Genomic DNA, 26,031 nt, shown 5'->3' with positions numbered 1-26,031 from the left:
CTACAATGTCCTACCAAGGAGAATTTCCACCTAAATAACATTCATATTCTGGTTTGTCAAAATGATTATAATAAAATTTTATTATTTTTTATCCTCTTTTAAGTTCAAAAATCACAATCTCAGGCTGTGCAAAAAACCTAATAAACATTTCAAGAAAAGCTCCTCCTAGCCCTGAGGTAATATAAATTTTATGTCCTCCGTACTCTTTCATTCCATAGCCATATTTTTTCTTATCCTTTACTGCCGACATAATGATTTTTCCAAAAAAAGTAACTTGTCCAGCATGACTGTGTCCCGCTAAAATCACATCAGTTTTTTCCTTTTCATCTTCTGACATCTGTTCAAAATATTCAGGATTGTGAGTCAAAAACAATACAAAATCTTCTTTTTTTATACCTTCAAGAGCCTTTTTCGCATCAGGCTTTCCGTGCCACAAGTCAGTCACTCCCGCAATATATATATTTTCATTGTTAATTGTTATTTTCCTATTTTCATTTACGAGAAGATTAAATCCAAGTTTTTTCATATTTTCAGCAGTTTCCTTTTCACCTGGATATTCATGATTCCCATAAATCGCATATACTCCAAGTTCTGGAATCTTTATATCCTTCGCATCCTCATAAAACTTAGGAATATTTTTCTCCCAAGTCGTATAATCTCCCCCCAGCAGTATCATATCCTTTTTCTGTGCATTAATCAGCTCAATCGCCTTTTTTTCCTGAACTCGATTAAACCGTGTCATCGTATCATATTGAAAATCCGCTACAAACAGCACTCTTTTCCCATCAAATTCTTTTGGAATATCTTTCGATTTTATCTCAATCATTTTAATTTTTATTTGTTTATATTCATAATGTGAATCAATCAAAAACACAATAATTATTGTTAAAAAGACATACAAAACATTAAGAATCCAACTTTTTCTTTTCATTTTTTCTCCTTATTAATAAATTTACTCCCAGCCCTATAAGAAATATTACATCTAAAGATCCTATATAAGCAAAATACCCATAAACAATAGCGACCATAAATATTCCCATTTTATCATCTCCAACTTCTGAAAATGCTTCTTGAGCCCACAATAAGAATAATAATATTTTTATCGCCACTCCAGCTATTGTTAAAATTATTAATGTTTTTTTTCCTATTCTTACTTTTGCATAAAAATACGATAAAAATATATTAAACAAAACCAACACAAGATAACTTATTCCAAAATATGCGGTTTCATCAATTTTAAAACTACTTAAAACCGATTCTAGCAATTCTGGCAATAAAATTGATGCCAAAACATTAAAACAAAGCAAATGAATAAAGTATGAACTTTTAAGAATTATTTTTTTCATTCTTTCTCCTTCTAAATAAATTAAACAATAACCCCAAATAGAAGTATAAATTCATCATTCCTATATAAGCTCCAAATCCTACTACCATGAAAAATGTAAAAAATATACTTTATTTTTATGCACTGATAAAAAACTCGCACTAATTGTGCTCAGACAGTTTTGTCAGCACGTAAAAATGTTCCGATGGTTTGAATTTTACTATCATACAAAAAGTGTCGTGATTTTTTTGGAGTAAAGACGACTGTCTGAACGAAGTGAGTTTCGGCTTTGCTTCAAAAAAATGCTTAGACGAGCGTGGGGATTATAAGGGGAAATGGCGGTCCTTTCCCCTTATGTAAAAAAATAAAAAACTATACTAAAAAAAATAACATCTTGTAATTAAAAAATACTGAAATTAAAATTTTTACACTATCTTGTCAAACCAATATCAAAAAATGATAAAAACAATACATAGAATATCAAAAAAAAATACTTTTTTCATTTTTATTCTCCACCTAATTTTTTATTTAGATATTTAAGAATTTCAAAAATCAAATTCTTTTTTTCAAAAATATTTTACTCATTAGGATTATCATCAAGAACTATCGCACAAATAATATAAGCCAGTAGACCCGTTCCTGCACAAAGAACCAAAATAAGCCATACTATTCTTACAATACTTGAATCAATATCAAAATATTCTGCAATTCCTCCGCATACGCCCGTAAGTTTTCTATCTTTTACTGATTTGTACAATTTCTTTTTCATAATATAAAACTCCTTGTTTTTTATTTGCTTTAAATATTTTCTACTTTTCTTCTTAATTCCCAACAAATTTCCCAACTTTTTCAAGAAATTTCTTCCTGTCTTCATCTTTCCCTTGCATTCTCAAACTATAATGAATCCATTTCGTTTTCTTAATCCCAACTCCACCAAGATTGGCTTTTTTCATCGTAATCCCAAAACCTGTTATATTTAACAAAAATTTAGGTGCTGTAGCAGTTGTAATCATTTTTGCTGTTTTTATATTAGTCAAAAAACCTTTTATTCCATTCTGTGTATTTTCGTATGCAAATCCTCTCAACATAACTTTATCAAAAAATCCTTTTAATATAGCAGGTAATGACATCCACCAAATTGGAAATACAAGTATCAATTCATCAGTATTTTTTAATATTTCCTGATATTTTTTCACTAAAGGATCAATACTTTTCCCTTGTGAATATAAAGACAATTCTTCTTCTGTCATTACAGGATTAAATTTATCCTTATTCAAATCTATAATTGTATATTTTTCTTTTGTTTCATCAAGTTTTTCCACTACTTTATCTAAAATTGCCTTGTTAAAACTTCCATTCCATGGATGTGCAAAAACTATTGTTTTCATTTTAAAATTCCTTCTTTCTGTAAATAATCTTTATAAAATCTAAAAATATATTTATTTTAGAGCTATCTGAAAATTACAATTTTTTTCTTTTAACCAAAATATTATTTAATTTCTATCTCAACTTCTTTTCAAAGTAAACACCACAATTTCAGGCTTTGCAAAAAATCTAATAAACATTCCTTTCACAGCTCCTCCCACTCTAGAAATAAAACTCATAATGTGCATAAATTAACGCTAAAATAGGAATTAACAAAAAAATTCCCATCATTAAAATCAATATCTTTTTCATTTCTACATATCCACTTCATTATTTATTTCAAACAATATTTTCTGTCTTTCAATTTCATTTATCAATTCTTCTTCACTAGGAAGATAATTTACATATTTACTTGCAAAAAGATTTTTATTATCATTCAAGACTGAATATTTTATAACAGTACTATCTGTATCTGTACAAAGAAGAAGCCCTATTGTCGGATTATCATTTTCCTGTTTTTTCAAATCATCATACATTCTGACATACATATCAAGCTGTCCTATATCCTGATGTGTTAATTTTCCTGTTTTTAACTCTACTATAACAAAACATTTCAAAATATAGTTATAAAATACCAAATCAATATAAAAATCTGAATTTTCTGTACGAATATGCTGTTGCCTTTCCACAAATGCAAAACCTTTTCCAAGTTCCATCATAAATTTTTGAATATCATCTGTTAGTGCTTTTTCTAATTCATTTTCTGTATAAGACATATTTGTTGGTAAATCTAGAAACTCCAAAACTACTGGATTTTTTATAAATTCTTTTGCTTGTAGTTTTTTTGTCTTCTCTTTCATTTCATTTTCGACAATTTTTTTATCAATACTTGCAACAATACGATTATAGTAAAGTGTAGATATATTCCTATCCAAAGTTCTTACAGACCACATATTCTCCGCTGCTTCCGTCAAATAAAATATTCTAGCTTTCTCATCAGAAACTCTTAAAACTTTTTGAATGTGTGTCCAAGTTAATTTGGAAATCAGTGATTTCCATTTTTCATAATCTGAAAATAGCACATAAAACTGTCTAATATTCCGAATATTTCTTTCACCAAAACCTTTTCCAAATTCTTCTGTCAATTCTTTTGATAAATTTTTGATAATTTCTTTCCCGTATTCAGCTCTTTCTTTCCCGTTCTGTTCTTCTTCTACAATTCTTCTTCCAATTTCCCAATATGCTTCCACCATCGCCGAATTTACAGCGGTATATGCTTTTTGTCTAGCATTTTTAAGTATTTTCTTTATTTCATTAATGTAATTATTTGATATTTCCATCAAAATCCCCTCCCTTTTAAAATTACTTATTATAAAGTCTATTTATCCCATTAATATAAGCCTTAATTAGCCTCAACTACATCCGTACTTTGTCCTCTACCAATAAATCTATTTCCATTTTTATCTTTCTAAAATCTATTTTGATTACTGTAAAATCTATTTCTCTCATTTTAATTTATTGAGAAACATGCAAAATTTCGTACACCTTTGAATTTTCTATTTCTTTAGGGGCATCTTCAAAAAAATAATACTCCGTATATTTCCAATTTTCAGGGTTATATACTAATGCTTTTCCAATAATTTTATCATATGATATAGAAAATTCCATTCTTTTCATTTTTTCCATCGGTTTTGTTTCATTTTCTATTTCCAATAAATATTTTGCTTTAGAAAAGTTTTCATTAAACTCTTGTAACAATGGTATTCCAATATTTATAGTCTGCCAGCCAAAAGAATTTAAGATATTATCATAAAATCCATCAAATATGAATTTATTCATTCCTTTGTTATCTTTCCAAAAGTATAATGGTGAATATTCTTTATTTTCCTCAGAGATTAAATAAGCTTTAAAAAATAAATCTTCAAATCCATCTGTTTTAAATCCATTTTCTTGCACTCTTTTTCTAATATTGTTCATATCAAAATCATTTGGAAGTTTTACTTTATACTGCATCATTATCATGTTTTCTATTCTCCTATATTTTCACTTAATTACTATATAATCTATTTATCCCATTAATATAAGCCTTAATACTAGCCTCAACTACATCCGTACTTTGCCCTCTTCCAATAAATCTGTTTCCATTTTTCTCAATTATAACAACAACTTGTGCCTGTGCATCCGTATCTCCTGTAATTGCTTCCAATTTATATTCTTCCAATACAAAAGTGTCGCTCACTGCTAAATTTACTGCGTTGTAAGCTGCGTCAACTGGTCCATCTCCAAGAGCTTCTTTAACCAATTTTTCTCCATCCAAGTCGATTGTAACTGTAGCTTTTGGCTTTTTACCTTCCTGTCTTGAAATTTCAAAGTGAGTAAGTTTTATTCTTCCTTCGATTTTTGCTGCATCTCCAGCGACTAATGCGATAATATCTTCATCTAAAACATATTTTTTCTTGTCTGCCAATTTTTTAAATTGTGCAAATAATTCTTCTACTCTGTCACTTCCAACATGGTCAAATCCTAAAGATTCTAATTTTTGTACAAAGGCGTGTTTTCCAGAATGTTTTCCAAGTACCAAGCTATCTGGATTTCTTCCTACAGATTCAGGACTCATAATTTCATAAGTTTCAGGATTTGCCAAAACTCCGTGTTGATGGATTCCTGATTCGTGTGCAAATGCATTTGCTCCAACAATTGCTTTATTAGGCTGTGTTGTAACTCCCGTCAAAAGGCTTACTAATTTACTTGTTGGATAAATTTGCTTTGAATCAATGTTTGTGTAATATTCTTCAAACAGGTCTTTTCTTGTTTTCAAAATCATCGCAATTTCTTCTAGTGAAGTATTTCCAGCTCTTTCCCCAAGTCCATTAATTGTACATTCAATTTGAGTTGCTCCAGCTTGAATCGCCGCAACCGAATTTGCCACAGAAAGTCCCAAATCATCGTGGCAATGCACAGAAATATCAACATTTTCAATTCCTTTTACATTTTTTCTCAAATAAGTTATAAGTTCAAACATTTCATTTGGAGTTCTGTAACCCACAGTATCAGGCACATTAAGTGTAGTTGCTCCAGCTTTTATAGCTGTTTCATACACTTCCACCAAAAATTCTTTTTCCGTTCTAGTCGCATCTTCTGAAGAAAATTCAACATCATCAACAAATGATTTTGCAAGTTCTACCATTTCTTTTACTCTTTCAAGAATTTGCTCTTTTGTCATTTTCAACTTAAATTCCCTGTGAATAGGCGAAGTCGCAATAAATGTATGAATTCTAGGTTTTGCCGCACCTTCTAAAGCTTTTCCCGCAGCCTCAATATCCTTTCTCACAGCTCTTGATAAACTACAGACTATTGAATTCTTTACATTTTCCGATATCATCTTAACCGCTTCAAAATCCCCAGGCGAAGCCACAGCAAACCCAGCTTCAATTATGTCTACTCCAAGACTCTCAAGCTGTTTTGCAATTCTCAATTTTTCCTGTGCATTAAGATTAACTCTTGGTGTCTGTTCTCCATCTCTTAGTGTCGTATCAAATATTTTAATATGTCTCATATTTATCTCCCTCTCTTTAAACTTAATTTTTTAAAATAATTTATTTATATACAATCCATTTCTAATTTTAAAATCCAAAATTTCTTTTTCTGTGTAATTTAAAATCTCATAATTAAATTTTTTAAATTCTATTCTTGATAAAACCTTTTTTGTAAATGGTCTTTTTGCTGTCATATCTGATATGGATTTTAAAAATCTAATTGTTTCCGTTGAATTTAACACATCACAAACAATCTCTGCATCTTTTTTATTTTCAAAAGCTAAAAAATAGCAAGTGTCATCAACCATGACAGGTTTTTCAGAAAAAATTACTTTAAATATTGGATCTTTATAAAATCCTGATATTACAACCTTATATTTCATATAACTATAATCACCTATTCCAAACATACTGTATTGTGGCATTTTTTTGTAAATTGAACTTTTCCGTTTCATAAAATTATCTTTATGTTTTTCAAGATAATTCCAAGTTTTAGGATATTTCTCCTTTATCCATAAAGTATCTTCTTTCATTTTTTTTTGAGTTACTAAAACATACTTTTTAAAAACATTTTCTTTAAAATTTTTAATATGGCTACTTTTTATTAATGGATATACTAAATCTTCTTCTATTTCTACTTTTTCTTTTAATCCATTCATATAAATTTTTTTATTTAACTCTAATTCACAAATTTTAGAGCAGTCATGCTTTATTCCCTGCCTCCATTCAAATTCACACTTTCCATCTAAATCAGAACTGTAATTAGTATTCAGAAAAAATTTATTATCAGCATATCCTATTGTATCTACATAACTATTGTTAAAATTATAAATATTCACTTCATTTTGAACTTTGGTATCACTCGAACAATCAATAATCAAAAGGCAAGCAGGTACACTGATATTAAATATTTTTTTTGAATCAAAATTAATTATTTTTATATTTCCACTTTTATAGCTAGTTCTGTATAATTCTTTAAAGATATTAATCGCAACACTTTTTTTGCATAACATAGCTAATATGAATTTTCTTTTTGAGAATTTATTTAATAAATTTAAAATAATTGATTCTGAAATATCAAAATTAGACATTCCTGATAATGCTTCTAATCCTTTGTATTTTTTTAAATTTGTTTTTTGAGGTAAATTTTTAGAACCAAATTTCCCTAATTCTGTATTAGACACCCAAGGTGGATTTCCAAGTATTAATGTTTTGCCAAATTTTTCCATATCTTTGTCCCATTTGTAACTAAATATGGATTCATTATAAATTATTGCTTTTGGATTGTTCTTTTTTGCAGTATCTGAATAATTTTTATTTATTTCTATTCCAAACATTTCTGATTTATAATATTTTTTTGAAGCTTCAAAGAAATTTCCTATTCCACAACTAGGCTCTATTATAAAATCTGGTGTAAAATCATAATTATTTTTTATATATTTTACTACTGTACTTGCAAAATCTAAAGGAGTTTGATAATCACCGTATTCTTTTTTGTTATCTAACATAATTGTAAACACCTTCTATTTGATTATTTAACTCAATTACTCTTTTATACTGCAGTCTCCACTGTAAAGCATTCGAAACAGTTAAATATCCTTGTTCAAATGTTTTTTTCAAAATCTCTTCAGCTATCATATTATGCTCTATCTCGTCTTCTGGAATTCTTCTATCGTTTAAATAAGACATTATATCCTCTTTATTAGCACCTGCATTTTTCATATTTATTAGCATTTGTGTAGTTGTGTAATCTGCCGTTCTATGTTTTTCTATAAAAGTGATATATTTAAAATTTATTTTACATAATCTTTGATCATTGTCAATATAATCCTTTTTTTCATAAACAAATACAATTAAATTATACCCCAATCCAAATATCTTTTGTCTAGCATTTCTATAAGGACAAGATGATTGTGGCTGTACTATGGAAGTTGCTTTTATATCTGTATTTAACCCAGGCAAATCAATTCCTTTTGCAGAATTTCCTGTTCCTAAATCTCCATATTTATCTTCTAAAAACTTTTGAAATAATTTTTCAATATAAGTTCCAACTTTTTTACCATCAGTAACTCCATATAAATTATTATGAAAAATTTTACTTTGCAATTCTGAAAATTCCACCGCTTCCTTTATTAAATCTATATTCATATCCCTTCCCTTTCTCCAATTAACTTTTTTAACTTAATTTAAAAGTTACTATTACAATATAGAATAAATCGCCGCCTCTTCTGCATGAATAACCGCTGTATCAAACAATGGAACATCAGTATCCTCATTTTTTATAAGAAGCCCTATTTCAGTACATCCTAGTATTATACCCTCTGCCCCTTTACTTCTAAGTTTATCAACAATTTCTAAAAATTTCTTTTTTGAATTAGAATTGATAGTTCCAAGACAAAGTTCATCATATATTACTTTATTTATAATTTCTATATCATTTTTATCAGGTATTATGACATTTATCCCTTTTTCAATAAGTTTCGATTTATAAAAATCCTGTTCCATCGTATATTTTGTTCCAAGCAATGCTATATTTTTTAATCCTTTTTCTAATATCTTTTCTGCTGTCATTTCGGCGATATGCAATATTGGAATGGAGATTTTTTCTTTAATCTGGTTAATAACCTTGTGCATTGTATTGGTGCAAATAACTATAAAGTCTGCTCCCGCTTTTTCAAGATTATTAGCAGCCTCTCCTAAAATTTCTCCACTTTTTTTCTAATTACCATTTGCCTGACATTCTTCTATTTCCTGAAAATCCACACTGTATAATATACATTTAGCCGAATGAAGTCCGCCTAATTTTTCTTTCACAGTTTCATTTATTATTTTATAATAAGTTACTGTGCTTTCCCAGCTCATTCCTCCTATTAATCCTATTGTTTTCAATTTCATCTTCCTCTCAAAATAAAAATAACTATTCCTTCACAGCCTCAAATCTCAATCTCACATAATCAGCTATAATTTGTCCATTTTCATTTTTTTCCAGTTCTTTTTCCACTTTTTCAGCTATTTCATCAATCAATTTTTCGTGCATCTCTTTTGGAATATTCACAAAAGCAGGTGCAGAAAAGGTTTGTAGCCATCCTTTTATTCCAGTAGGAAGTAAAGTTGGACGAGAAAAACTTATCATTCTTTTCACTTTCAAGCCGTATTTATTAAGTAATTCTGTTTTTTCTTTTTCTGTCGGAAAAAACCAGCATTTTACAGTTTTAAAATTATGTTTTTCTGCAACTTCAAACATTGCATTTTCTATTTTTCCCACATTTCCTTTACAGCCCGTTTCGGCTACAAAACGTCCGCCTTTTTTCAAGGCTCGAGATACTCCTTCCATTACTTTCTCTGGATTAGTCATCCAATGTAGCGCCGCATTGGAAAAAACCGCATCAAACTCATTTTCAAATTTCATATTCTGTGCATCTCCCTGTACTGCCTCAACCCCAATTTTTCTTGCCGCCTCAACAAATTTCTGACTTCCATCAAGTCCTAAAACTTTGCACCCATATTCAGTAATTTTCTTAGTCAATACTCCATCTCCACAGCCCAAATCCAAAATATATTCATCTTTTTTGGGACTCAGCCATTCTATCAGTTCTTCTCCATAATCAGAAACAAAACGTGCATTTTTCTCATACTTTTCCTTTTCCCAATGCTGACTTACACTCATTTTTTGTACCTTCTTTCTGTGATATTCCTGTTTATATTTTCAACAAGAATTTTTACTTTAGCAAAAAATCTCTATTTTCCTAATATTTAAGCTCAAAACTTATTTCAAAATTTCTAAAATTTTATAATTTTTCTCCACGGCTCATCGCTACAACTCCAGTTTTTGCGATTTCCAAAATTCCGTAATTGTGCATTATTTCCACAAATCCACGCAATTTTTTTACATCCCCTGTAAGTTCGATAACTAACGAAGTCGGTGACACATCTAGCACTTTTCCTCTGTAAATATCAGCAACTTGAACAATTTGTGCCCTAGTTTCAGGAGCAGATTTCACTTTTATCAACATCAATTCTCTTCTTATGACATTTTCAACCGGAAACACTTTTACTTTTACAACATCCACAATCTTATAAACTTGCTTTTGAATCTGATTTAATGTCTTGTCATCTCCGTCAACTGTCAAAGTCAATCTAGCATAACCAGGCTTATTTGTAACTCCTGCTGTCATTTTTAAAACCGAATATCCCCTTCTGTTGAATAAAGACATTATTCTTGACACAATTCCATCGGTATTTTTCGCAATTATTAAAATTTCATGCTCTCTATTCATTTTCTAACTCACCTTTCTTTCCGATCATTTGACTTACAGTTTTTCCAGCTGGAATCATTGGAAATACGTTTTCTTCTTTTTCAACAACACATTCGATTAACACACCTTCATCAGATAATATCAAATCTTTTAATTTTGTTCTCAAATCTTCTTTATTTGTCAATTTCGCATTTTTAATTCCATAAGCATCCGCAATTTTTATAAAATCTGGATTTACTTCTAAATTAACAAACGAGTATCTTCTATCCTTAAATAATTCTTGCCATTGTCTAACCATTCCCAAATAAGAATTGTTCAAGATAACAACTTTTACTGGTAAATTATATTGTTTAATCATCATTAATTCTTGCAATGTCATTTGGAAACCACCATCTCCAACGATTAAAACAACTTTTTTATCAGGTGCTCCAATTTGTGCTCCAATTGCCGCAGGAAGTCCAAATCCCATTGTTCCAGCTCCTCCTGAAGTTACAATTGAATCAGGATTTTTGTAAGTGAAATATTGAGCAGCCCACATTTGGTGTTGACCAACATCAGTTACAACAATTGTATCCCCTTGCAAAATATCGTCAATCGCTTTTAGAACTTCTTGTGGAAGCAATTTATCTTCTCCAACTTCTCTATGTCCTAATGGATATTCTTTTTTCCATTCAACAACTTTTTTAACCCATTCTTCGTGAGTTTGTGGCTCAATTTCAGCATTAATATCAGTCAATACATGTTTTAAATCCCCAACAATTGGCACATCAGCCCTTTTATTCTTATCAATTTCAGCTGGATCAATGTCAATGTGAATAACTTTTGCATTTTCAATAAATTTATTAGGATTTCCAGCAATTCTGTCATCAAATCTGATTCCAGCCGCAATTACTAAATCTGCCTCATCTGTCGCATAATTCGCTGGTACAGTTCCGTGCATTCCAAGCATTCCAAGCGACAACTCATGTGAACCAGGAAACGCTCCCAATCCGAGCAATGTCATAGCCACAGGTGTCTGTGTCTTTTCGGCATATTCAAACAGTTCTTTCGACGCTTTCGATTTTAAAACTCCTGCTCCTGCAATTATTAATGGTTTTTTTGCTTCTTTTATCAATTTTATAGCCCTTTTTATTTGAACTGGATGCCCTTCATAAGTTGGTGAATATCCTTCCAGCTCAATTTTTTCCTCAAATAATCTTTCAAATTCAGCATATGGAATTTTGTGAACTTGAATGTCATTTGGAATGTCAATAAGAACTGGTCCCGGTCTTCCTGTTGTTGCAATATAATAAGCTTCTTTCACAATTCTTGGTATTTCTTTTACATTTTGAACAAGATAATTACTCTTTGTAATCGGCATTGTAATCCCTACTGTATCAGTTTCCTGAAAAGCATCTCTTCCCAATAAATTCGATCTAACTTGTCCAGTTATCGCTATCATTGGCACAGAATCCATATGTGCCGTCATTATCCCTGTAACCATATTTGTCGCACCAGGGCCTGAAGTTGCAAGGCAAACTCCCACTTTTCCAGAAACTCTCGCATAACCATCTGCCGCATGAGATAATCCTTGTTCATGTCTAGCAAAATAGTAATTTATTTTATCATAACTATATATTTCATCAAATATTGGAATTACCGCTCCTCCAGGATACCCGAAAATATCCGTTATTCCTAATCTGTGTAACGATTCCAATAACATTCTTCCACCGTTAATCATTTTAGTTTCACTCATTTTTTAAACCACCTTTTCTTAATTTTTTGTTTTTAATCATCTATTATCGCTTGAGAATTCAATCTTTTTATTCTATATCCTCTTTTCTTAAACTCTTCTGTTATTTTATTTATATGCTCTTCTCCATTAGTTTCAACCGTAACTTGTAATTCAACCTCGTGAAATCTGTCCAGATTTTTGAACTGATTATGTTCCAGTCTTATTACATTCGCATTTTGCTTCGACAGAATTTGCGACACAGCCACCAATTGCCCTGGTTTATCAGGCAAATCTACTGCAAACGTAAAAATTCTTCCTCTGGCTATCAGTCCTTTATTAATCATAGATGAAATAGTTAATACATCTATATTACCACCACTTATTATTGAAATTATTTTTTTGCCTTTGACATTTAATTTTTTTAATCCTGCCACCGACAAAATTCCTGAATTTTCTGCAACAATTTTATGTTTTTCAACCAAAATTAAAAACGCTGCCATCAACTCATAATCAGATACAGTAACTATATCATCTACATATTTTTCAATGTAATCAAATGTAATTTCACCAATTTTTTTCACAGCCGTTCCATCTGCAATTGTATTCGCTTCAGCCAATTCAACTACATGTTTATTTTTCCTAGCTTCTAGTGCACTTGCCGCACCTTCTGGCTCAACACCAATTATTTTTATTAGTGGATTTTTCAATTTTGCAGCCGAAGCAATCCCTGAAATCAGTCCTCCGCCACCAATTGGCACCAAAATTATATCCGCATTAGGCAACTCATCCAAAACTTCCAGAGCAATTGTCCCTTGCCCTTCAATCACATCTTCGTCATCAAATGGATGTACAAAAGTATACCCTTCTTTTTCCTGCAATTTTTTCGCATACTCGTAAGCCTCGTCATAAACTTCCCCAGTCAAAATCACATCCGCACCGTATCTTTTAGTCGCTTCAACCTTAATCAGTGGCGTATGTTTAGGCATAACAATTACAGCCTTTATTCCCAATTTTTGAGCAGCTAATGCCACTCCTTGCGCGTGATTTCCCGCCGATGCTGCAATTACTCCTCTTTTTTTCTCCTCTTCCGTCAATTTTGCAATCTTATTATAAGCACCTCTTATTTTGAATGCTCCCGTTCTTTGCAAGTTTTCTGGTTTGATATAGACATCGTTTCCAGTTTCATTGGAAAAAATGTTGCTATAAATCAATTTAGTTTTAGTAATCACAGTATTTAACCTTTCCCTTGCTTCCATAAAATCATATAGTTTATGCAATTTTTTCACCTTCTTAAAAATTTTTATTTTTTAATTTTTTATCTAAAAATTCTATTATTATCTTTATAATTTCAGGCTGAAACCAATATTCATCGGAATGACCTGCTCCCTTTATCACGTATCTCGTTGACTCTATCCCTCTTTCAATCAATGCCTTATGAAGTTTTTCAGTTTGAACTGGAGGAACTAACGTGTCTTTGTCTCCATGCATTAACAGAAATGGTGGAGTTTTGGATGAAATATGTGGTATAGGATTTGTTACTTCTATATTGTTTCTTACGTCATCTAACCAAAATTTTACTGATAAAAATGTTGCTCTATAACCTTCCTCAACATCATCAGGAATTTCAAAATCCGCTTCTTCTCCAAATTCTGTTACGCCATAAATATCAATAACTGCTTTTATATCGCTATTTTCAGATAAGTTTTCCCCTTTGTCAAAATCCCTAGTTCCATTTGTCGCACCAGCCATTGCCACCAGATAACCTCCAGCTGATTCGCCCATTATAGCTATTCTTTCCTTATCTATGCCATATTCATCAGCATTTGCCTTCAAAAATCTTACTGCCGCCTTCACATCTTCCACGCTTTGTGGAAACACTCCATCAGGAATAGTTCTATATTCTATACTCGCAACCACATAACCCGCCTTTGCAATTTCCAATCTTTGCTGCAAATAGTTTTCCTTGTAGCTATGTGCAAATGAACCACCTGGAACAAATAGTACTGCTGGATATTTCTCAGCCTTATACGGTTTCAAAATATCCATTTCCAATTTAATTTTTTTCCCAAAATAGCTGACTGGCTGAGAATAAGTAATATTTACCATTGATTTTATCTTTTCCTGTGTCAGCTCAATATCTAAAATTTTACTTTCACAATCATTTTCCATTTCAACATTTCTCCTTCGTGAAACACACATTAATCTAATATTTCAATAGCTCCTCTATCCGCAGAAGACACGTGCATAGCATATTTTTTCAAATATCCCTTAACTTGAAGTTTAAATGGTTCCAATTTAGCTTTTCTAGCTTCAATTTCTTCATCTGAAATTTTAATATTTATTGTTCTATTTGGAATATCAATTTCAACAGTATCTCCATCTTGAATTATCGCAATATTTCCACCCGAAGCTGCTTCTGGCGAAACGTGCCCAATTGATGCACCTCTTGTCGCTCCTGAAAATCTTCCATCAGTGATTAAAGCAACATCTTTATCTAATCCCATTCCAGCGATCATAGCTGTTGGCGATAGCATTTCTCTCATTCCAGGTCCACCTTTTGGTCCTTCATATCTGATAACCACAACATCTCCTGCTACAATTTTTCCACCTGTAATCGCTTCGACAGCTTCTTCTTCACTGTTAAATACTTTCGCTGGTCCTGTATGCTGTAACATTTCTGGATCTACCGCTCCTTCTTTAACAACGCATCCATCTGGTGCCAAGTTTCCTTTCAATACAGCGATTCCTCCAGTCTTATACGCTGGTTTATCCCAAGGTTTGATTACATCGTCATCATTAATGAATGCATCTTTTGCCAATTCTCCTTGTGTTTGCAATGCTACAGTTTTCGCATCTCCATGCAATCTTTCATTTTCAAGCAATCTCTTCATAACTCCAGTAACTCCACCCGCTCTATACAAGTCTTCAATGAAGTATTCTCCAGATGGCGATAATTTACAAATTTGACGAGTTTTTTGCGCAATTTCATTAAAGTTACTTAAAGTCAAGTCAATTCCAGCTTCATGAGCAATCGCAGGTAAATGCAGAGCTGTATTAGAAGATCCTCCAAGTGCCATATCCACTGCAACTGCATTTTCAAACGCTTCTCTTGTCAAAATGTCGCTCGGTCTTAAATCTGCTTTTAAAACTTCCATAATTTGCATTCCTGCTTTTTTAGCAAGTCTCGCTCTTTCTGAAAATACCGCTGGGACAGTTCCATTTCCAGGAAGTCCCATTCCAAGTGCTTCTGTCAAACAGTTCATAGTATTTGCAGTGTACATTCCTGCACATGATCCACAAGTCGGACAAGCCATTTCTTCTACAGAATTTAATTCTTTTCTAGTAATTTGCCCAGTATTGTAAGCTCCAACCGCTTCAAACACATTACTAAGTCCAATTTTCTTACCTTTATAAACTCCCGCAAGCATAGCTCCTCCACTTACAAATATTGAAGGAATATTTAATCTTGCCGCCGCAATCAACATTCCAGGCACTACTTTATCACAGCTTGGCATAAATACAATCGCATCAAACGGAGTAGCCATCGCAACTGCCTCAATCGAATCTGCAATTATATTTCTTGTAACCAATGAATATTTCATCCCAATGTGATTCATCGCAAGTCCATCACAAATCCCAATAGTATTAAATTCCATCGGAACTCCTCCGGCCATTCTAATTCCATCTTTTACCGATTGCACCAAGTTTTTCAAATGAACGTGTCCTGGTATAATTTCATTAAATGAGTTTGCAATCCCAATTATTGGTTTTTCCATTTCTTCACTTATAAAGCCTAATCCTTTTAACAACGATCTATGTGGCGCTCTTGCTGCACCTTCTGTTAAATTGTTACTTCTTTTTTTCCCTTGCATTGATTTTCACTCTCCTAAAATTTTTTTATATAAATATCATTCAACTTTAAAAATTAATAACATAATCACTTAAAGTTATTTGAATATATTTTATCATATATTTTATAAAATTTTTATCTATTTTTTTTATAAAAAACAAAAGACGATTTAAATATAAATCGCCTTAAAGTTATAAAAACAAAAATAGTTTTTTAATATTATCATGATTCTATATAACTATCTTTCAGTAAAATTAGTCATCATTTTTTTTATCATTTACCGATGCAACAAAATCATCATCAGAAACTTTTAAGGCAACATATTTTCTATTTTGCACGACTTTAATTCCTAAAATTTCAATAGTCAGTAATAATGATAAGACTAAAATTAATAATGACATAATTTCCTCCAGTTTTTCAATTTTTTAATTTTTTTACTCTATTTTTATGTAATCATTATAGCAAAAATCACTAATTTTGTAAAATATATATTATATATATAGTCTATCTATTTTATTAATCTTTTAAAAAATTATCTTTTTGCTTGAATTGTATCAAGTGTTTCTCTAAATTCCTTTTTCAAATCTTCATCATCTGAATTTTTAGCCAACTCCATACCTTTTTTTACCAATTTTTCCGCATTATCATAATCTCCCAAATCGACATACAAAACTGCCAAATTATCATAGGCCCACAAATTCCCTTTTTGAATTGACGCCAAATACCATTTTAACGCTTCCTTTTGATTTCCTTCATTTTCAGCTATTAATCCCAATCTATTTTCTGAAGACCCATCCTTTTCAAATTTTGTCACCTTCAAAAACCATTCCTTTGCATTTTTGTAATCTTCCAGTTCTGCATAAGATGCTCCAATCCAAAAATAATTATCAGTGTTATCTGCTATTTTCTGGTATTCCTTATAATATTTTAGAGCTTTCCCATATTCCTCCTTTTCATAGTAAACATAGGCCAAATTTGAAATTGCATTATAATTCCCTCTTTCAATAGCCTTCAAATAATATTTTTCAGCTTCTGAATAATTATCTAAATTATCATATAAAACTCCCAATTTATTCAAATAATCTGCATTATCTGGAAACTCATTCACATATTTAGTAACCAAAGGTAATAATTTCTTTTGATCATCCTTATCATAAGCCTCACTTATCTGCTTTTCTAAATTTTCCCTTTCTTGTCTTGTCATTGCTGAAAAACTTTGAATTCCCAATCCTAAATTTGCAATTAATACTAATAAAATCAAATATTTTTTCATACTAAATCTTCCCTTTCTTAAAATAAAAATATTATTTTTGACTATTCTTAACTTCTTTAATAGTTTCCTGTATTTCCTTTATTTGCTCGCTATTTTTCTCTTTTTTTGCTGTTTCAAGGGCTTTTTGAAGCCACTCTAATGCCATTTTTTTATCTCCCAGCTGATAATAAAGACTGCCTAAATTACCTTGACCTCCTAAACTTCCTTTATTTGCCGAAGCTAATAACCATTTTTGTGCTTCCTTTTGATTTCCCTCATCCAAATAAATCATTCCTAAGATATTTTCTGAAGACCCGTCTTCATCATAAATATATGATTTCAAAAAATATTTTTTTGCTTCTTCAGGATTATCATTATTATAATTAAAAATCCCAAGAAGAAAATCCTTCAACCATATCTCATCTTTAAACATTTCATTATATTCTTTCTCATTAACTTGATTTAACCATTTTAATGCATTTGTATAATCTGCCGTTAAACCATACAACATTCCAATCATAAATCGTATATCATATTTTTCACCATCTTCAGCAATAAAAGGATATTTCTCCTGTAATTTTACAGCTTCATTAAATTCCTTTTCAGCCTCATTCTTTTTTCCTAACCGATCATAAATTAATCCTAATACTGCTTTATATATAATTTTTGAAGGATCTTCTGATATTTTCTTTTTTAATATTGCCACAGCTTTTTGAGTATTTCCTCTATCAATATTTTCAAAAGTTTCATCAATTATCTTTTCAATTTCTTTTGAATTTACAGGTAAATTTTGTGTTGCAAAAGATAAATTAGACAAAACTAAGAGAAAAATCAAGATTTTTTTCATTTAAACACCATCCTACTTTTATAATTTTTATTTTTAGGTTTACTAGTAAACTTATACTGTATCTCCGTTATAAATAATAAATTTATATTTTTTTTATGGTTTTTCTAAAAAATTTTTGTTTTTTAAAGGAGATTAGCATTAGATATAAAATTTATAATCATAATAACATTTTTAGAATTATCTGTCAATTTTCAGTCTTATATGGAAAGAGTAAAAAATAATTATAGTTGTAAAAATCAAAAAAAAATGCTAAAATACGGAAAAAGCAATGATTCAAAGTTAAAATATAAAATAAAAATGGAGGAGTATAATGACAGAATTAGAAAAATCAAAAGCAATTATTCAATATATTGCTGATGCAAAAAAAACTACGCCTGTGGAACTTTATACAGATGAAGAAATAAAAAATGTTTATTCTTGCAAAGTTATTGGAAAAGAAGGTCTGAAAATAGTTTTTGGGGATTGGGAAGAAATTGATAAGATTATTAAAGAAAATAATCTAACTAATTATTATCTAAAAAATGACAGAAGAAATTCTGGTGTGCCTATGCTTGACATTAAAAATATTAATGCAAGAATTGAACCAGGAGTATTTATCCGTGATAAGGTAAGTATCGGAGATAGAGCAGTTATTATGATGGGAGCAGTTATAAATATCGGTGCTGAAATTGGTGAAGGAACAATGATTGATATGAACGTTGTTCTTGGTGGACGTGCAAAAGTTGGGAAAAATTGCCATATAGGTGCAGGAGCGGTGCTTGCAGGAGTTATTGAGCCACCTTCAGCTGATCCTGTAATTATTGAAGATGATGTTGTTGTAGGAGCAAATGCAGTTGTATTAGAAGGTGTAAGAATTGGAAAAGGATCTGTTGTTGCAGCAGGTGCAATTGTAACTGAAAATGTACCTGAAGGTGTAGTTGTGGCTGGGACACCTGCGAGAATTATAAAAGGTGTAGATGCTAAAACTGCTTCAAAAACAGAATTAGTTGATGCTTTAAGAAATATTTAGTACCACTTTTAAAGTATTGTTTTTAAAATTTCATATAAAAAAGAGTTTATTAAATTTTTTTACATTTTTTTATAAGTAAAATCAAATAAAAAAATGATACAATAATTTGTTAAATAAATATATAAAATTTTTAGACATTTACAAAAAAATATATAATCTTAAATTTTTAACTAATTTTTGTAAATTATCTATTAAATTATAAATTAATTAGGAGGAAAAATGAAAAAATTATTACTAGTAGGAGCCATTTTGGTCACAGGAGCTATCTCATTTGCTGATGGAAAATCAGATTATGAAAAAGCAGTAAAATTAGCTGGAGAAAATAAAGTAGCAGAAGCTGTAAAAGTGTTAGAAAATGTTGCAAAAGGAACTGACACTTCTTATGCACAAAAAGCAAATCTTGAATTAGGTGCATACTATTTAAAAGACAATAAAATAGCTCAAGCAAAGCCATATTTGCAAGCAGCTTGGGGAAATGGGCAATCAACAACTCCAGAAGCTATTGAAGCTGCAAGATTACTTTATCTTGTAGGAATTCAACAAAAAAACAAAGCTGATGCTGAAAAATATATTATCTGGACAGATGAAAAATCTGGTGGAAATAATGCCGATGTGGTATCAAGCTTAATTATTTTCTACTTTGATAATAATGAACAATCAAAAGGAACTGCAAGATATAACAAAGCTGTACAATCTGCAAACAAAGACTTCGTAGCTGAAGTTAATTACAACATTGGACAATATTATTTAACAAAAAATAATACTGCACAAGCTAAATCATATTTGCAAAAAGCATACACAGGAGCTTCTGATCGTGTAAATGGAGCAGGAATCTTATTAGCTGAACTTGCAATGAACGAAAAAAATCCAGCACAAGCTGAAAAATATTTATTAGAAATGAATACAGCTGCAAAAGGTAAAAATGCACAAATTCTTGAAATATTAGGAACTTATTATTTACAACAAAATAACCCAACAAAAGCTGAAGAATATTTAACAAAAACAGTAGCTTTGAATCCTAAAAACTCAGCTGCAAAAATATTACTTTTAGGAATTTACGAAGTACAAAATAATACAGCAAAAGTAAACTCAATTTACAGTCAATTAAAATCAGCTTCACCAAAAGTAACAAACAGACAAATTGGAACTTACTTTGGAAGCGTTGGTGCAGGATCATTAGCTGAAAAATACTTAAAGAAAGCAATAACTGAGGATAAAGATAATAATGCAAAAGTTGTTTTAGGACAAGTTTACGCAGGACAAGGTAAAAAAGATGAAGCAATCAAAATTTTACAAGAAGCTGTAAATAACAAAGTAAATGGAGCAGCAGAAGTTTTAAAACAAGTTCAAGCTATGAAATAGTAAAAAATTAAAGAATTAAAGGCAAGGTATCTCTAACTTTCATCAGTTAAGATAAATTGCCTATTTTTTTAAATAAATCTATAAAAAAGGATGTGAGAACAATAAAAATAAATAAAATATTAATAATATCAGGATTAATTGGAGCTAGCCTAACATTAAATGCTGCAACATACAGACCATCAAAATCTTCAGAAATAAACACAAGAATAAGAAATGCTGCAAGTCCCGAAAATACCAAGAATACTACATCAGATGAAATTATTATTCCAAAAGGCTTAAAACCTGGTGATACAATCGGCTTAATTGCACCTGCAAACTACACCAACGAAAATAGTAATGCAGAAGTGGAATATTTAAAAAGCAGAGGATTTAACGTTGTTTATGGGCAATCATTTTATTCAAAGTGGTACGGATTTGGAGGCACTGACAATGTAAGGGCAAAAGATATAAACGATATGTTTGCAAATCCTAACATCAATGCTATTTTTGCTGTACGTGGAGGTTATGGTGGAATTAGAATTGTCGATAAGATAAATTATGATGTAATCAAAAAAAATCCAAAAATTATTTCGGGATTTAGTGATAATACGACATTACTTTTGGCAATTAATGAAAAAACAGGGCTTATAACATTTCAAGGACCTATGGCAGATAACTTAAAAAATATTCCTCCAGTTACAGAAAATGCTTTTAACAAAGCGTTTATGAGCAATGAATCATACAATTTGCTAGATTTTGATGACACATATTCAATCATGAAAAATGGACGTGGAAGTGGAAAAATTACTGGTGGAAATTTATCCTTGGTAGTTGCAACACTTGGAACAGATCATGAAATTAATACTGATGGAAAAATTCTTTTTCTGGAAGAAACAAATGAAGCCAGCTATCGTATAGATAGAATGTTACAGCAGCTTAGATTAGCTGGAAAATTCGATAAATTACAGGGAATTATACTTGGTGACTTTAAAAATCCAAAACAAGCGGATCCCACAGATATGACAATTGATGAAGTATTTTATGATAATTTTGGAAAATTGAATATTCCGATCATAAAAAATTTCAAGTCTGGACATGTAAGACCTTTTATAACTGTTCCAATTGGAGCAAAAGCTAAAATAGATACTTATAATCGACAAATTATTATAGAAAAAGCTACAAAATAAAATACAATTTTTATTTTTTAAATAAAGTTGAGTATAAATTTATACAGTTCCCAATCAAGTCTATAAAGAAAGAGGCTGTTCAAAATAAGTGAACTACTCCCGCTTTTAGAAGTGGGAGCTTCTTGGGAAGTATCTGCTTTTGCTAGCCAAATATATTTACCAAGCTCTTCGGACAGTCCCTGCCCTGTTTTCTTTTATTTTCTTAATATTCCAACATCGCTTTTCCAATGTTTTTTATATTCAATGCCGCATTGTAATCTCTATCAATTTCAATCCCACAGCACTCACATTTATAACTTCTTTCTGATAATTTCAGTTTCTCTTTAACATTTCCACATTTACTACAAGTTTTCGACGATGGAAACCACTTATCTATCTTCAAAAATTGCTTTCCCAAAAACATCAGTTTATACCCAACCATCCTCAAAAACATTCCCCACCCATTATCTCCTACACTTTTCCCAAAATTTAATGCCCGGCTCATCCCTTTCATATTCAAATCCTCAACAACCACAGCATTATACGCTTCAGATAATTTTTTCGATAATTTATGTAGAAAATCTCTTCGACAATTTTTGATATATTCATGCAATTTTGATATTTTCACTTTTTGCTTATACCAATTTTTAGAAAATTTCACTTTTCTTGATAATGATTTTTGTAATTTTTTCAATTTTTTCTCCAACATCCTAAAATATCTTGGATAATCAGCCCTTTGGTTTTCAGAACTGACAAATAATTTAGACATTGAAAAATCAAGTCCAATTACTTTATCATTACTTGGTATTTTTTGAATTTCTTTTTCAAATTCTATCAAAACAGAAACATAGTAATTTCCATTACTGTTTGTCAATGTTACCGACTTTATTCTATAATTCTTTGGTATTTCTCTATGATATTTTAATTTTACTCTTTTCAATTTTGGCAAAATCAAATATTTGTTTTCCCCAATTCGTATCGAATTATTCACACAATTTGTCGTATAACTTTTAACATTATTCTTTTTAGATTTGAACTTTGGAAATTTCGCTCTCTTTTGAAAAAAATTCGTAAACGATCGTTTTACATTCAATTGAGCATTTGAAAGTGCCAGACTGTCTACTTCTTTTAAAAATTGATTTTCACTTTTCAAACTGGCAGGTGTAATTATTTTATTTTTTCCAGTTTCTTCATAAATTTTATTAGCAGTGTACAAAATTGTATTGTAAATAAAACGAACACATCCAAAAGTCTTGTTTATCAACAATTCCTGCTCTTTATTTGGATAAATTCTGTATTTGAATGCTAAATTATATTTCATAGAATTACACCTCCTTTTGATTTTGAATATATTTTTTAATTATCTCTAACGGTGCACCTCCAACACTTACAACTAAGTAACTTCTACTCCAAAAATATTCTTTCCACAATCTTCCCCTTATTTCAGGAAATTCTTTTTTTATCAACCTGCTGGAAGCACTTTTGTAAGTATTTACAAACTTAGAAAGTTCAGTATTAGGCATAGCATTAATCAACATATGAATATGATCAACATCATGTTCCCATTCTTTAAGAACAATGTTATACTTCGGACATATTTTTTCAAAAATCCCTTTCAATCTATTAGAAATTTCATCATTAATGACTTCTCTTCGATACTTTATACAAAAAATCATATGATAATTTATATCAAATACTGAATGATAATTGCTATTATATGATATTATTATTACCTACTTTTATATTATTTCACTGAATAAATTATATCATAAATATATCCTTTTTTCAATTTTTTTTACAAAAAAAAGCAATTCATCTCCCGCTTGTAGAAGCCGGAGACTTCTTGCTATCTTTTGTTAAAATAAAATTATTTTTAGTGTATTTTTATATATTTTTTTATTTAAATTATTGTATAATTCCAATCAAATCTGTAAACAAGAATGGAATATAAACCTCTCCATCAGCAAAATTAGAAGCTTCACCTTTATTGTAAATCAAGACAAGAGCATCATTTTCCAAATAGAAATTTTGCTGTCTATCAATAGCATCAAATTTATCAATTTGTGGAAGTCCAAATTGTTTAAATTTTGAATTTACTGCATCAGCTAGTGAATCGTTAAATCCATTTACAAACAAATCTTTAAGCTGCAATTGCTTACCATTTTTTAAGTTATACGATATTGCATTGTGAAGAATTGTTTTTTGTCCTGTATCATTATCTGTTAATTTAATTGTAAATAAAACACTTAAAAACAAACTATTATTTGCTGTAATTTCATAAGAAGTATCATAAGACACATGTTTTGTAGATTTATAATTAGAAATAAAACTTGTCATAATTGCATTCATATTTTTAATAACATCAGGATTACTACCACCTATAAATAATGGATAGGAAATCTTCGAGTTCTTCATAATCTTTGTTCTAGGGCTAGCACTTATACCACTTTTCGATGTTGGAGAATATCCTTGAAATGTAAAAGTTGTATCAAGTTTTTCCTTTGCAAATGACACATTAAATACAAGCAATGCCATAAAAAATAACACTAATTTTTTCATTTTTATAATCACCTCAAAATCTTTTTAATTAATCAAAACCTGCTTTATTATATCATATACAAAAAAATATTTCAAATTTTTTAATTTTCTTGATAAAATAAAATATTTAAAAATAAATAAAAAAAGTTTTGTAAATATTTAAAAAAAATATTTCTAATGTTTTCATTCTACCTATAGTTAGGACACCCGTAAGAAGAAAACATAAAAAATCTGAATAAACAATTTTTAAATAAATTTAAATAAATTTCAAAATATTTTTTAATAAAATTCTTGTTTATTTGCTTACTCAACAAATAAAATGTTTCATTAAAGATAAAATTTTAATATGCGATAGTCTTAATTTATATCAAAAACAAATTGACAAATATTGAAAAAAAATGATATTATAAATTATGGTTTTGGAGTTAATCGCTTGATGATCTTATAATAAAAATTTTTAAGAGGAAAGTCTGGACTTTGCAGGGCAAGGGAGGCAGCTAACGGCTGCTGGGAGAAATCCTAAGGAAAGTGCCACAGAAAAGAAACCGCCTGTGTTTTTTCAGGTAAGGGTGAAAAGGTAGTGTAAGGGACTACCAGTAATTTAAGAGATTGAGTTAGCTAGGTAAACCCCTCCCAAAGCAAGAGCAAGCAGAAAGCTGTTAAAAGGCGGCCCGTCTTGGCTTGATTGGTAGCTCGCTAAAATCCATAAGCAATTATTGATTTAGATAAATGATTAACGAATACAGAATCCGGCTTATACCAAAGCCTATAAGACTCAGAAAAATTTCTGAGTTTTTCTTTTTTTTTCATAGATTGTTATAATATATTGCAGCAAATTTAAAAAATATAAAAGCTCTCATTTTATTTTAATGTTTTGATAATACCATATTTTTGAAAATATAAATAATAAAATAAAAGGAGATGATTACTCATGAAACAGATAAATCGAAAAAGAGCGATTTTGGAAAATGGCGTTTTAAGAAAAGAAGTGAAATTTGGTTTTTCAAGAGCAGCATTTCTTTTAGGATTTATATATCCTTTAATTAAAGAGGATTACATCACAGCTGGAATTACTTTTGTTGTAATTAGTACGGCAGGTATAATATTTTTTCCATTGATATTTGTTTTATCAATTATATTCGGTTTTATATACAATAAAATGTATGCTAAAAGTCTGATTAAACAAGGCTGGTATCCATTTACAAAAGAAGATGCACAAGTTTTGAGAATGAATGGGATTCTTTTTAATGATAAAAATAATTTTTATGAAAATAATAAAGAAAGAGAGATAAAAGAAGTTAAAACTTATGAAACACAGCAGTCAGAGAAAAATGAAATTACTGAATTTGAGGAAAATGACAGTAATAATACAAATAATAATAGTATTATAAATAATGTAAATGCTGATAATTCTTATAATAGCAATCCGAATGTTCCGAAAACAAATTATAAAAACCGTACGATTCAGAAATTTATTGCAAGACTGATTGGTGGAGGGCTTGTTTCGCTTGTTTCAGGAGTTTTTACAGCAAATATTATTTTAATTCTTTTGGGAGTGGTACTGACAGGCGGAGGAGCATTTCTAGCTGTAAAAAATAAGGATAAAATAAAATGGAAATAAGAAAATTTTTAATTAAATCTGGAAATTATAGAAATCTTATAAAAAGAATTTTTCTTCTTTCACTGTTTTTAACTGTATTTATGAGGTATAATAAAAATGAATTGTTTACAGAAAGTGATGAAAAGTATGAAAAAATAGTGAAAACAGAGCAATTAAAATTGTTTTGCGAAGAGAATCAGTGTGTCCTGACTGAGACGGAAGAGAGTGAGTGA

At 30.1% G+C, this 26,031-nt stretch carries 26 protein-coding genes, 1 other RNA gene and 2 pseudogenes; 6 read left to right on the top strand and 23 right to left on the bottom strand.

Annotated elements, in window-relative coordinates; translation table 11 throughout:
* Positions 1 to 88: 88 nt before the first annotated feature.
* The 20 genes and pseudogenes from FVE73_RS02490 to FVE73_RS02400 all read right to left on the bottom strand — a co-directional run bounded on the left by FVE73_RS02490 (position 89) and on the right by FVE73_RS02400 (position 18,144).
* Positions 89 to 931 carry a metallophosphoesterase gene (locus tag FVE73_RS02490; protein WP_018498837.1) on the bottom strand — a complete coding sequence of 281 codons (843 nt, stop codon included), beginning with the start codon at positions 929 to 931 and terminating at the stop codon, positions 89 to 91.
* The gene (locus FVE73_RS02485) at positions 906 to 1,346 is read right to left on the bottom strand and encodes a hypothetical protein (protein ID WP_018498836.1); all 441 of its coding nucleotides are present in this window, start codon (positions 1,344 to 1,346) and stop codon (positions 906 to 908) included. The genes FVE73_RS02490 and FVE73_RS02485 overlap by 26 nt, the downstream gene beginning before the upstream one ends.
* 555 nt (positions 1,347 to 1,901) lie before the next feature.
* A complete protein-coding gene (locus tag FVE73_RS02480) occupies positions 1,902 to 2,093 on the bottom strand; it encodes a PspC domain-containing protein (RefSeq protein WP_026239065.1) in 192 nt (63 codons plus the stop codon).
* A 52-nt stretch (positions 2,094 to 2,145) separates the two neighbouring features.
* Positions 2,146 to 2,712, bottom strand: a complete 567-nt coding sequence (locus tag FVE73_RS02475) for an NAD(P)H-dependent oxidoreductase (protein WP_018498834.1) — start codon at positions 2,710 to 2,712, stop codon at positions 2,146 to 2,148.
* Between the two features lie 291 nt (positions 2,713 to 3,003).
* Complete coding sequence (locus FVE73_RS02470; protein ID WP_018498832.1) at positions 3,004 to 4,029, bottom strand: PDDEXK nuclease domain-containing protein; 1,026 nt, start codon at positions 4,027 to 4,029, stop codon at positions 3,004 to 3,006.
* Positions 4,030 to 4,051: 22 nt separating this feature from the next.
* Positions 4,052 to 4,154, bottom strand: a pseudogene (locus FVE73_RS11140) (alpha-isopropylmalate synthase regulatory domain-containing protein); the annotation flags it as partial.
* Positions 4,155 to 4,204: 50 nt separating this feature from the next.
* The gene (locus FVE73_RS02465; protein ID WP_018498831.1) at positions 4,205 to 4,711 is read right to left on the bottom strand and encodes a DUF4865 family protein; all 507 of its coding nucleotides are present in this window, start codon (positions 4,709 to 4,711) and stop codon (positions 4,205 to 4,207) included.
* Between the two features lie 25 nt (positions 4,712 to 4,736).
* Positions 4,737 to 6,245 carry a 2-isopropylmalate synthase gene (locus FVE73_RS02460; protein ID WP_018498830.1) on the bottom strand — a complete coding sequence of 503 codons (1,509 nt, stop codon included), beginning with the start codon at positions 6,243 to 6,245 and terminating at the stop codon, positions 4,737 to 4,739.
* A 30-nt stretch (positions 6,246 to 6,275) separates the two neighbouring features.
* On the bottom strand, positions 6,276 to 7,733 hold the full coding sequence (locus FVE73_RS02455) for a DNA methyltransferase family protein (RefSeq protein ID WP_018498829.1): 1,458 nt from the start codon (positions 7,731 to 7,733) through the stop codon (positions 6,276 to 6,278).
* Positions 7,723 to 8,373, bottom strand: coding sequence for a type II restriction-modification system restriction endonuclease (locus FVE73_RS02450; protein WP_018498828.1), 651 nt, complete (start codon positions 8,371 to 8,373; stop codon positions 7,723 to 7,725). The genes FVE73_RS02455 and FVE73_RS02450 overlap by 11 nt, the downstream gene beginning before the upstream one ends.
* Before the next feature lie 51 nt (positions 8,374 to 8,424).
* A pseudogene (locus tag FVE73_RS02445) lies at positions 8,425 to 9,114 on the bottom strand (aspartate/glutamate racemase family protein).
* A gap of 28 nt (positions 9,115 to 9,142) precedes the next feature.
* The gene (locus FVE73_RS02440) at positions 9,143 to 9,892 is read right to left on the bottom strand and encodes a class I SAM-dependent methyltransferase (RefSeq protein ID WP_018498825.1); all 750 of its coding nucleotides are present in this window, start codon (positions 9,890 to 9,892) and stop codon (positions 9,143 to 9,145) included.
* A gap of 121 nt (positions 9,893 to 10,013) precedes the next feature.
* On the bottom strand, positions 10,014 to 10,502 hold the full coding sequence (ilvN, locus tag FVE73_RS02435) for an acetolactate synthase small subunit (protein WP_018498824.1): 489 nt from the start codon (positions 10,500 to 10,502) through the stop codon (positions 10,014 to 10,016).
* Positions 10,495 to 12,216 carry a biosynthetic-type acetolactate synthase large subunit gene (gene ilvB / locus FVE73_RS02430; RefSeq protein WP_018498823.1) on the bottom strand — a complete coding sequence of 574 codons (1,722 nt, stop codon included), beginning with the start codon at positions 12,214 to 12,216 and terminating at the stop codon, positions 10,495 to 10,497. Before ilvB ends, ilvN begins: the two co-directional genes overlap by 8 nt.
* A gap of 32 nt (positions 12,217 to 12,248) precedes the next feature.
* Positions 12,249 to 13,472: a threonine ammonia-lyase gene (ilvA, locus tag FVE73_RS02425; protein ID WP_026239063.1), complete on the bottom strand. Its 1,224-nt coding sequence runs from the start codon at positions 13,470 to 13,472 to the stop codon at positions 12,249 to 12,251.
* Between the two features lie 13 nt (positions 13,473 to 13,485).
* Positions 13,486 to 14,364 carry an alpha/beta hydrolase gene (locus FVE73_RS02420; protein WP_018498821.1) on the bottom strand — a complete coding sequence of 293 codons (879 nt, stop codon included), beginning with the start codon at positions 14,362 to 14,364 and terminating at the stop codon, positions 13,486 to 13,488.
* A 29-nt stretch (positions 14,365 to 14,393) separates the two neighbouring features.
* Complete coding sequence (ilvD, locus tag FVE73_RS02415; RefSeq protein WP_018498820.1) at positions 14,394 to 16,067, bottom strand: dihydroxy-acid dehydratase; 1,674 nt, start codon at positions 16,065 to 16,067, stop codon at positions 14,394 to 14,396.
* 232 nt (positions 16,068 to 16,299) lie between these two features.
* Positions 16,300 to 16,446 carry a hypothetical protein gene (locus FVE73_RS02410; RefSeq protein ID WP_018498819.1) on the bottom strand — a complete coding sequence of 49 codons (147 nt, stop codon included), beginning with the start codon at positions 16,444 to 16,446 and terminating at the stop codon, positions 16,300 to 16,302.
* 131 nt (positions 16,447 to 16,577) lie between these two features.
* Positions 16,578 to 17,318 (bottom strand): tetratricopeptide repeat protein, encoded by a 741-nt coding sequence (locus FVE73_RS02405; RefSeq protein ID WP_018498818.1) that lies wholly within the window; start codon positions 17,316 to 17,318, stop codon positions 16,578 to 16,580.
* Between the two features lie 31 nt (positions 17,319 to 17,349).
* Positions 17,350 to 18,144, bottom strand: a complete 795-nt coding sequence (locus tag FVE73_RS02400; protein WP_018498817.1) for a tetratricopeptide repeat protein — start codon at positions 18,142 to 18,144, stop codon at positions 17,350 to 17,352.
* A gap of 310 nt (positions 18,145 to 18,454) precedes the next feature.
* Between FVE73_RS02400 and dapD the strand changes: the two genes are divergently transcribed.
* From dapD to FVE73_RS02385, 3 genes are all read left to right on the top strand, one after another.
* A complete protein-coding gene (gene dapD, locus FVE73_RS02395; protein ID WP_018498816.1) occupies positions 18,455 to 19,153 on the top strand; it encodes a 2,3,4,5-tetrahydropyridine-2,6-dicarboxylate N-acetyltransferase in 699 nt (232 codons plus the stop codon).
* A gap of 219 nt (positions 19,154 to 19,372) precedes the next feature.
* Positions 19,373 to 20,515: a tetratricopeptide repeat protein gene (locus FVE73_RS02390; RefSeq protein WP_018498815.1), complete on the top strand. Its 1,143-nt coding sequence runs from the start codon at positions 19,373 to 19,375 to the stop codon at positions 20,513 to 20,515.
* Between the two features lie 92 nt (positions 20,516 to 20,607).
* On the top strand, positions 20,608 to 21,681 hold the full coding sequence (locus FVE73_RS02385) for a S66 peptidase family protein (RefSeq protein ID WP_146997874.1): 1,074 nt from the start codon (positions 20,608 to 20,610) through the stop codon (positions 21,679 to 21,681).
* Positions 21,682 to 21,883: 202 nt separating this feature from the next.
* Here the strand turns inward: FVE73_RS02385 and FVE73_RS02380 are convergent, their stop codons facing one another.
* The 3 genes from FVE73_RS02380 to FVE73_RS02370 form a co-directional block, all read right to left on the bottom strand.
* Complete coding sequence (locus FVE73_RS02380; protein ID WP_146997823.1) at positions 21,884 to 22,981, bottom strand: RNA-guided endonuclease TnpB family protein; 1,098 nt, start codon at positions 22,979 to 22,981, stop codon at positions 21,884 to 21,886.
* 4 nt (positions 22,982 to 22,985) lie between these two features.
* Positions 22,986 to 23,384 carry an IS200/IS605 family transposase gene (gene tnpA, locus FVE73_RS02375; RefSeq protein ID WP_146997822.1) on the bottom strand — a complete coding sequence of 133 codons (399 nt, stop codon included), beginning with the start codon at positions 23,382 to 23,384 and terminating at the stop codon, positions 22,986 to 22,988.
* A 181-nt stretch (positions 23,385 to 23,565) separates the two neighbouring features.
* On the bottom strand, positions 23,566 to 24,219 hold the full coding sequence (locus tag FVE73_RS02370) for an RsiV family protein (RefSeq protein ID WP_018499238.1): 654 nt from the start codon (positions 24,217 to 24,219) through the stop codon (positions 23,566 to 23,568).
* Positions 24,220 to 24,611: 392 nt separating this feature from the next.
* Here FVE73_RS02370 and rnpB point away from each other — a divergent pair.
* The 3 genes from rnpB to FVE73_RS02355 all read left to right on the top strand — a co-directional run bounded on the left by rnpB (position 24,612) and on the right by FVE73_RS02355 (position 26,031).
* Positions 24,612 to 24,971, top strand: an RNA gene (gene rnpB, locus FVE73_RS02365) — RNase P RNA component class A.
* A gap of 158 nt (positions 24,972 to 25,129) precedes the next feature.
* A complete protein-coding gene (locus tag FVE73_RS02360; RefSeq protein WP_018499237.1) occupies positions 25,130 to 25,819 on the top strand; it encodes a GTPase in 690 nt (229 codons plus the stop codon).
* The gene (locus tag FVE73_RS02355) at positions 25,810 to 26,031 is read left to right on the top strand and encodes a hypothetical protein (protein WP_018450591.1); all 222 of its coding nucleotides are present in this window, start codon (positions 25,810 to 25,812) and stop codon (positions 26,029 to 26,031) included. The genes FVE73_RS02360 and FVE73_RS02355 overlap by 10 nt, the downstream gene beginning before the upstream one ends.

Source organism: Leptotrichia wadei, assembly GCF_007990545.2.
Taxonomy (GTDB): domain Bacteria; phylum Fusobacteriota; class Fusobacteriia; order Fusobacteriales; family Leptotrichiaceae; genus Leptotrichia; species Leptotrichia wadei.
The sequence above is the reverse complement of the archived record's forward strand: the minus strand, read 5'-3'. Positions and strand labels throughout refer to the sequence as shown.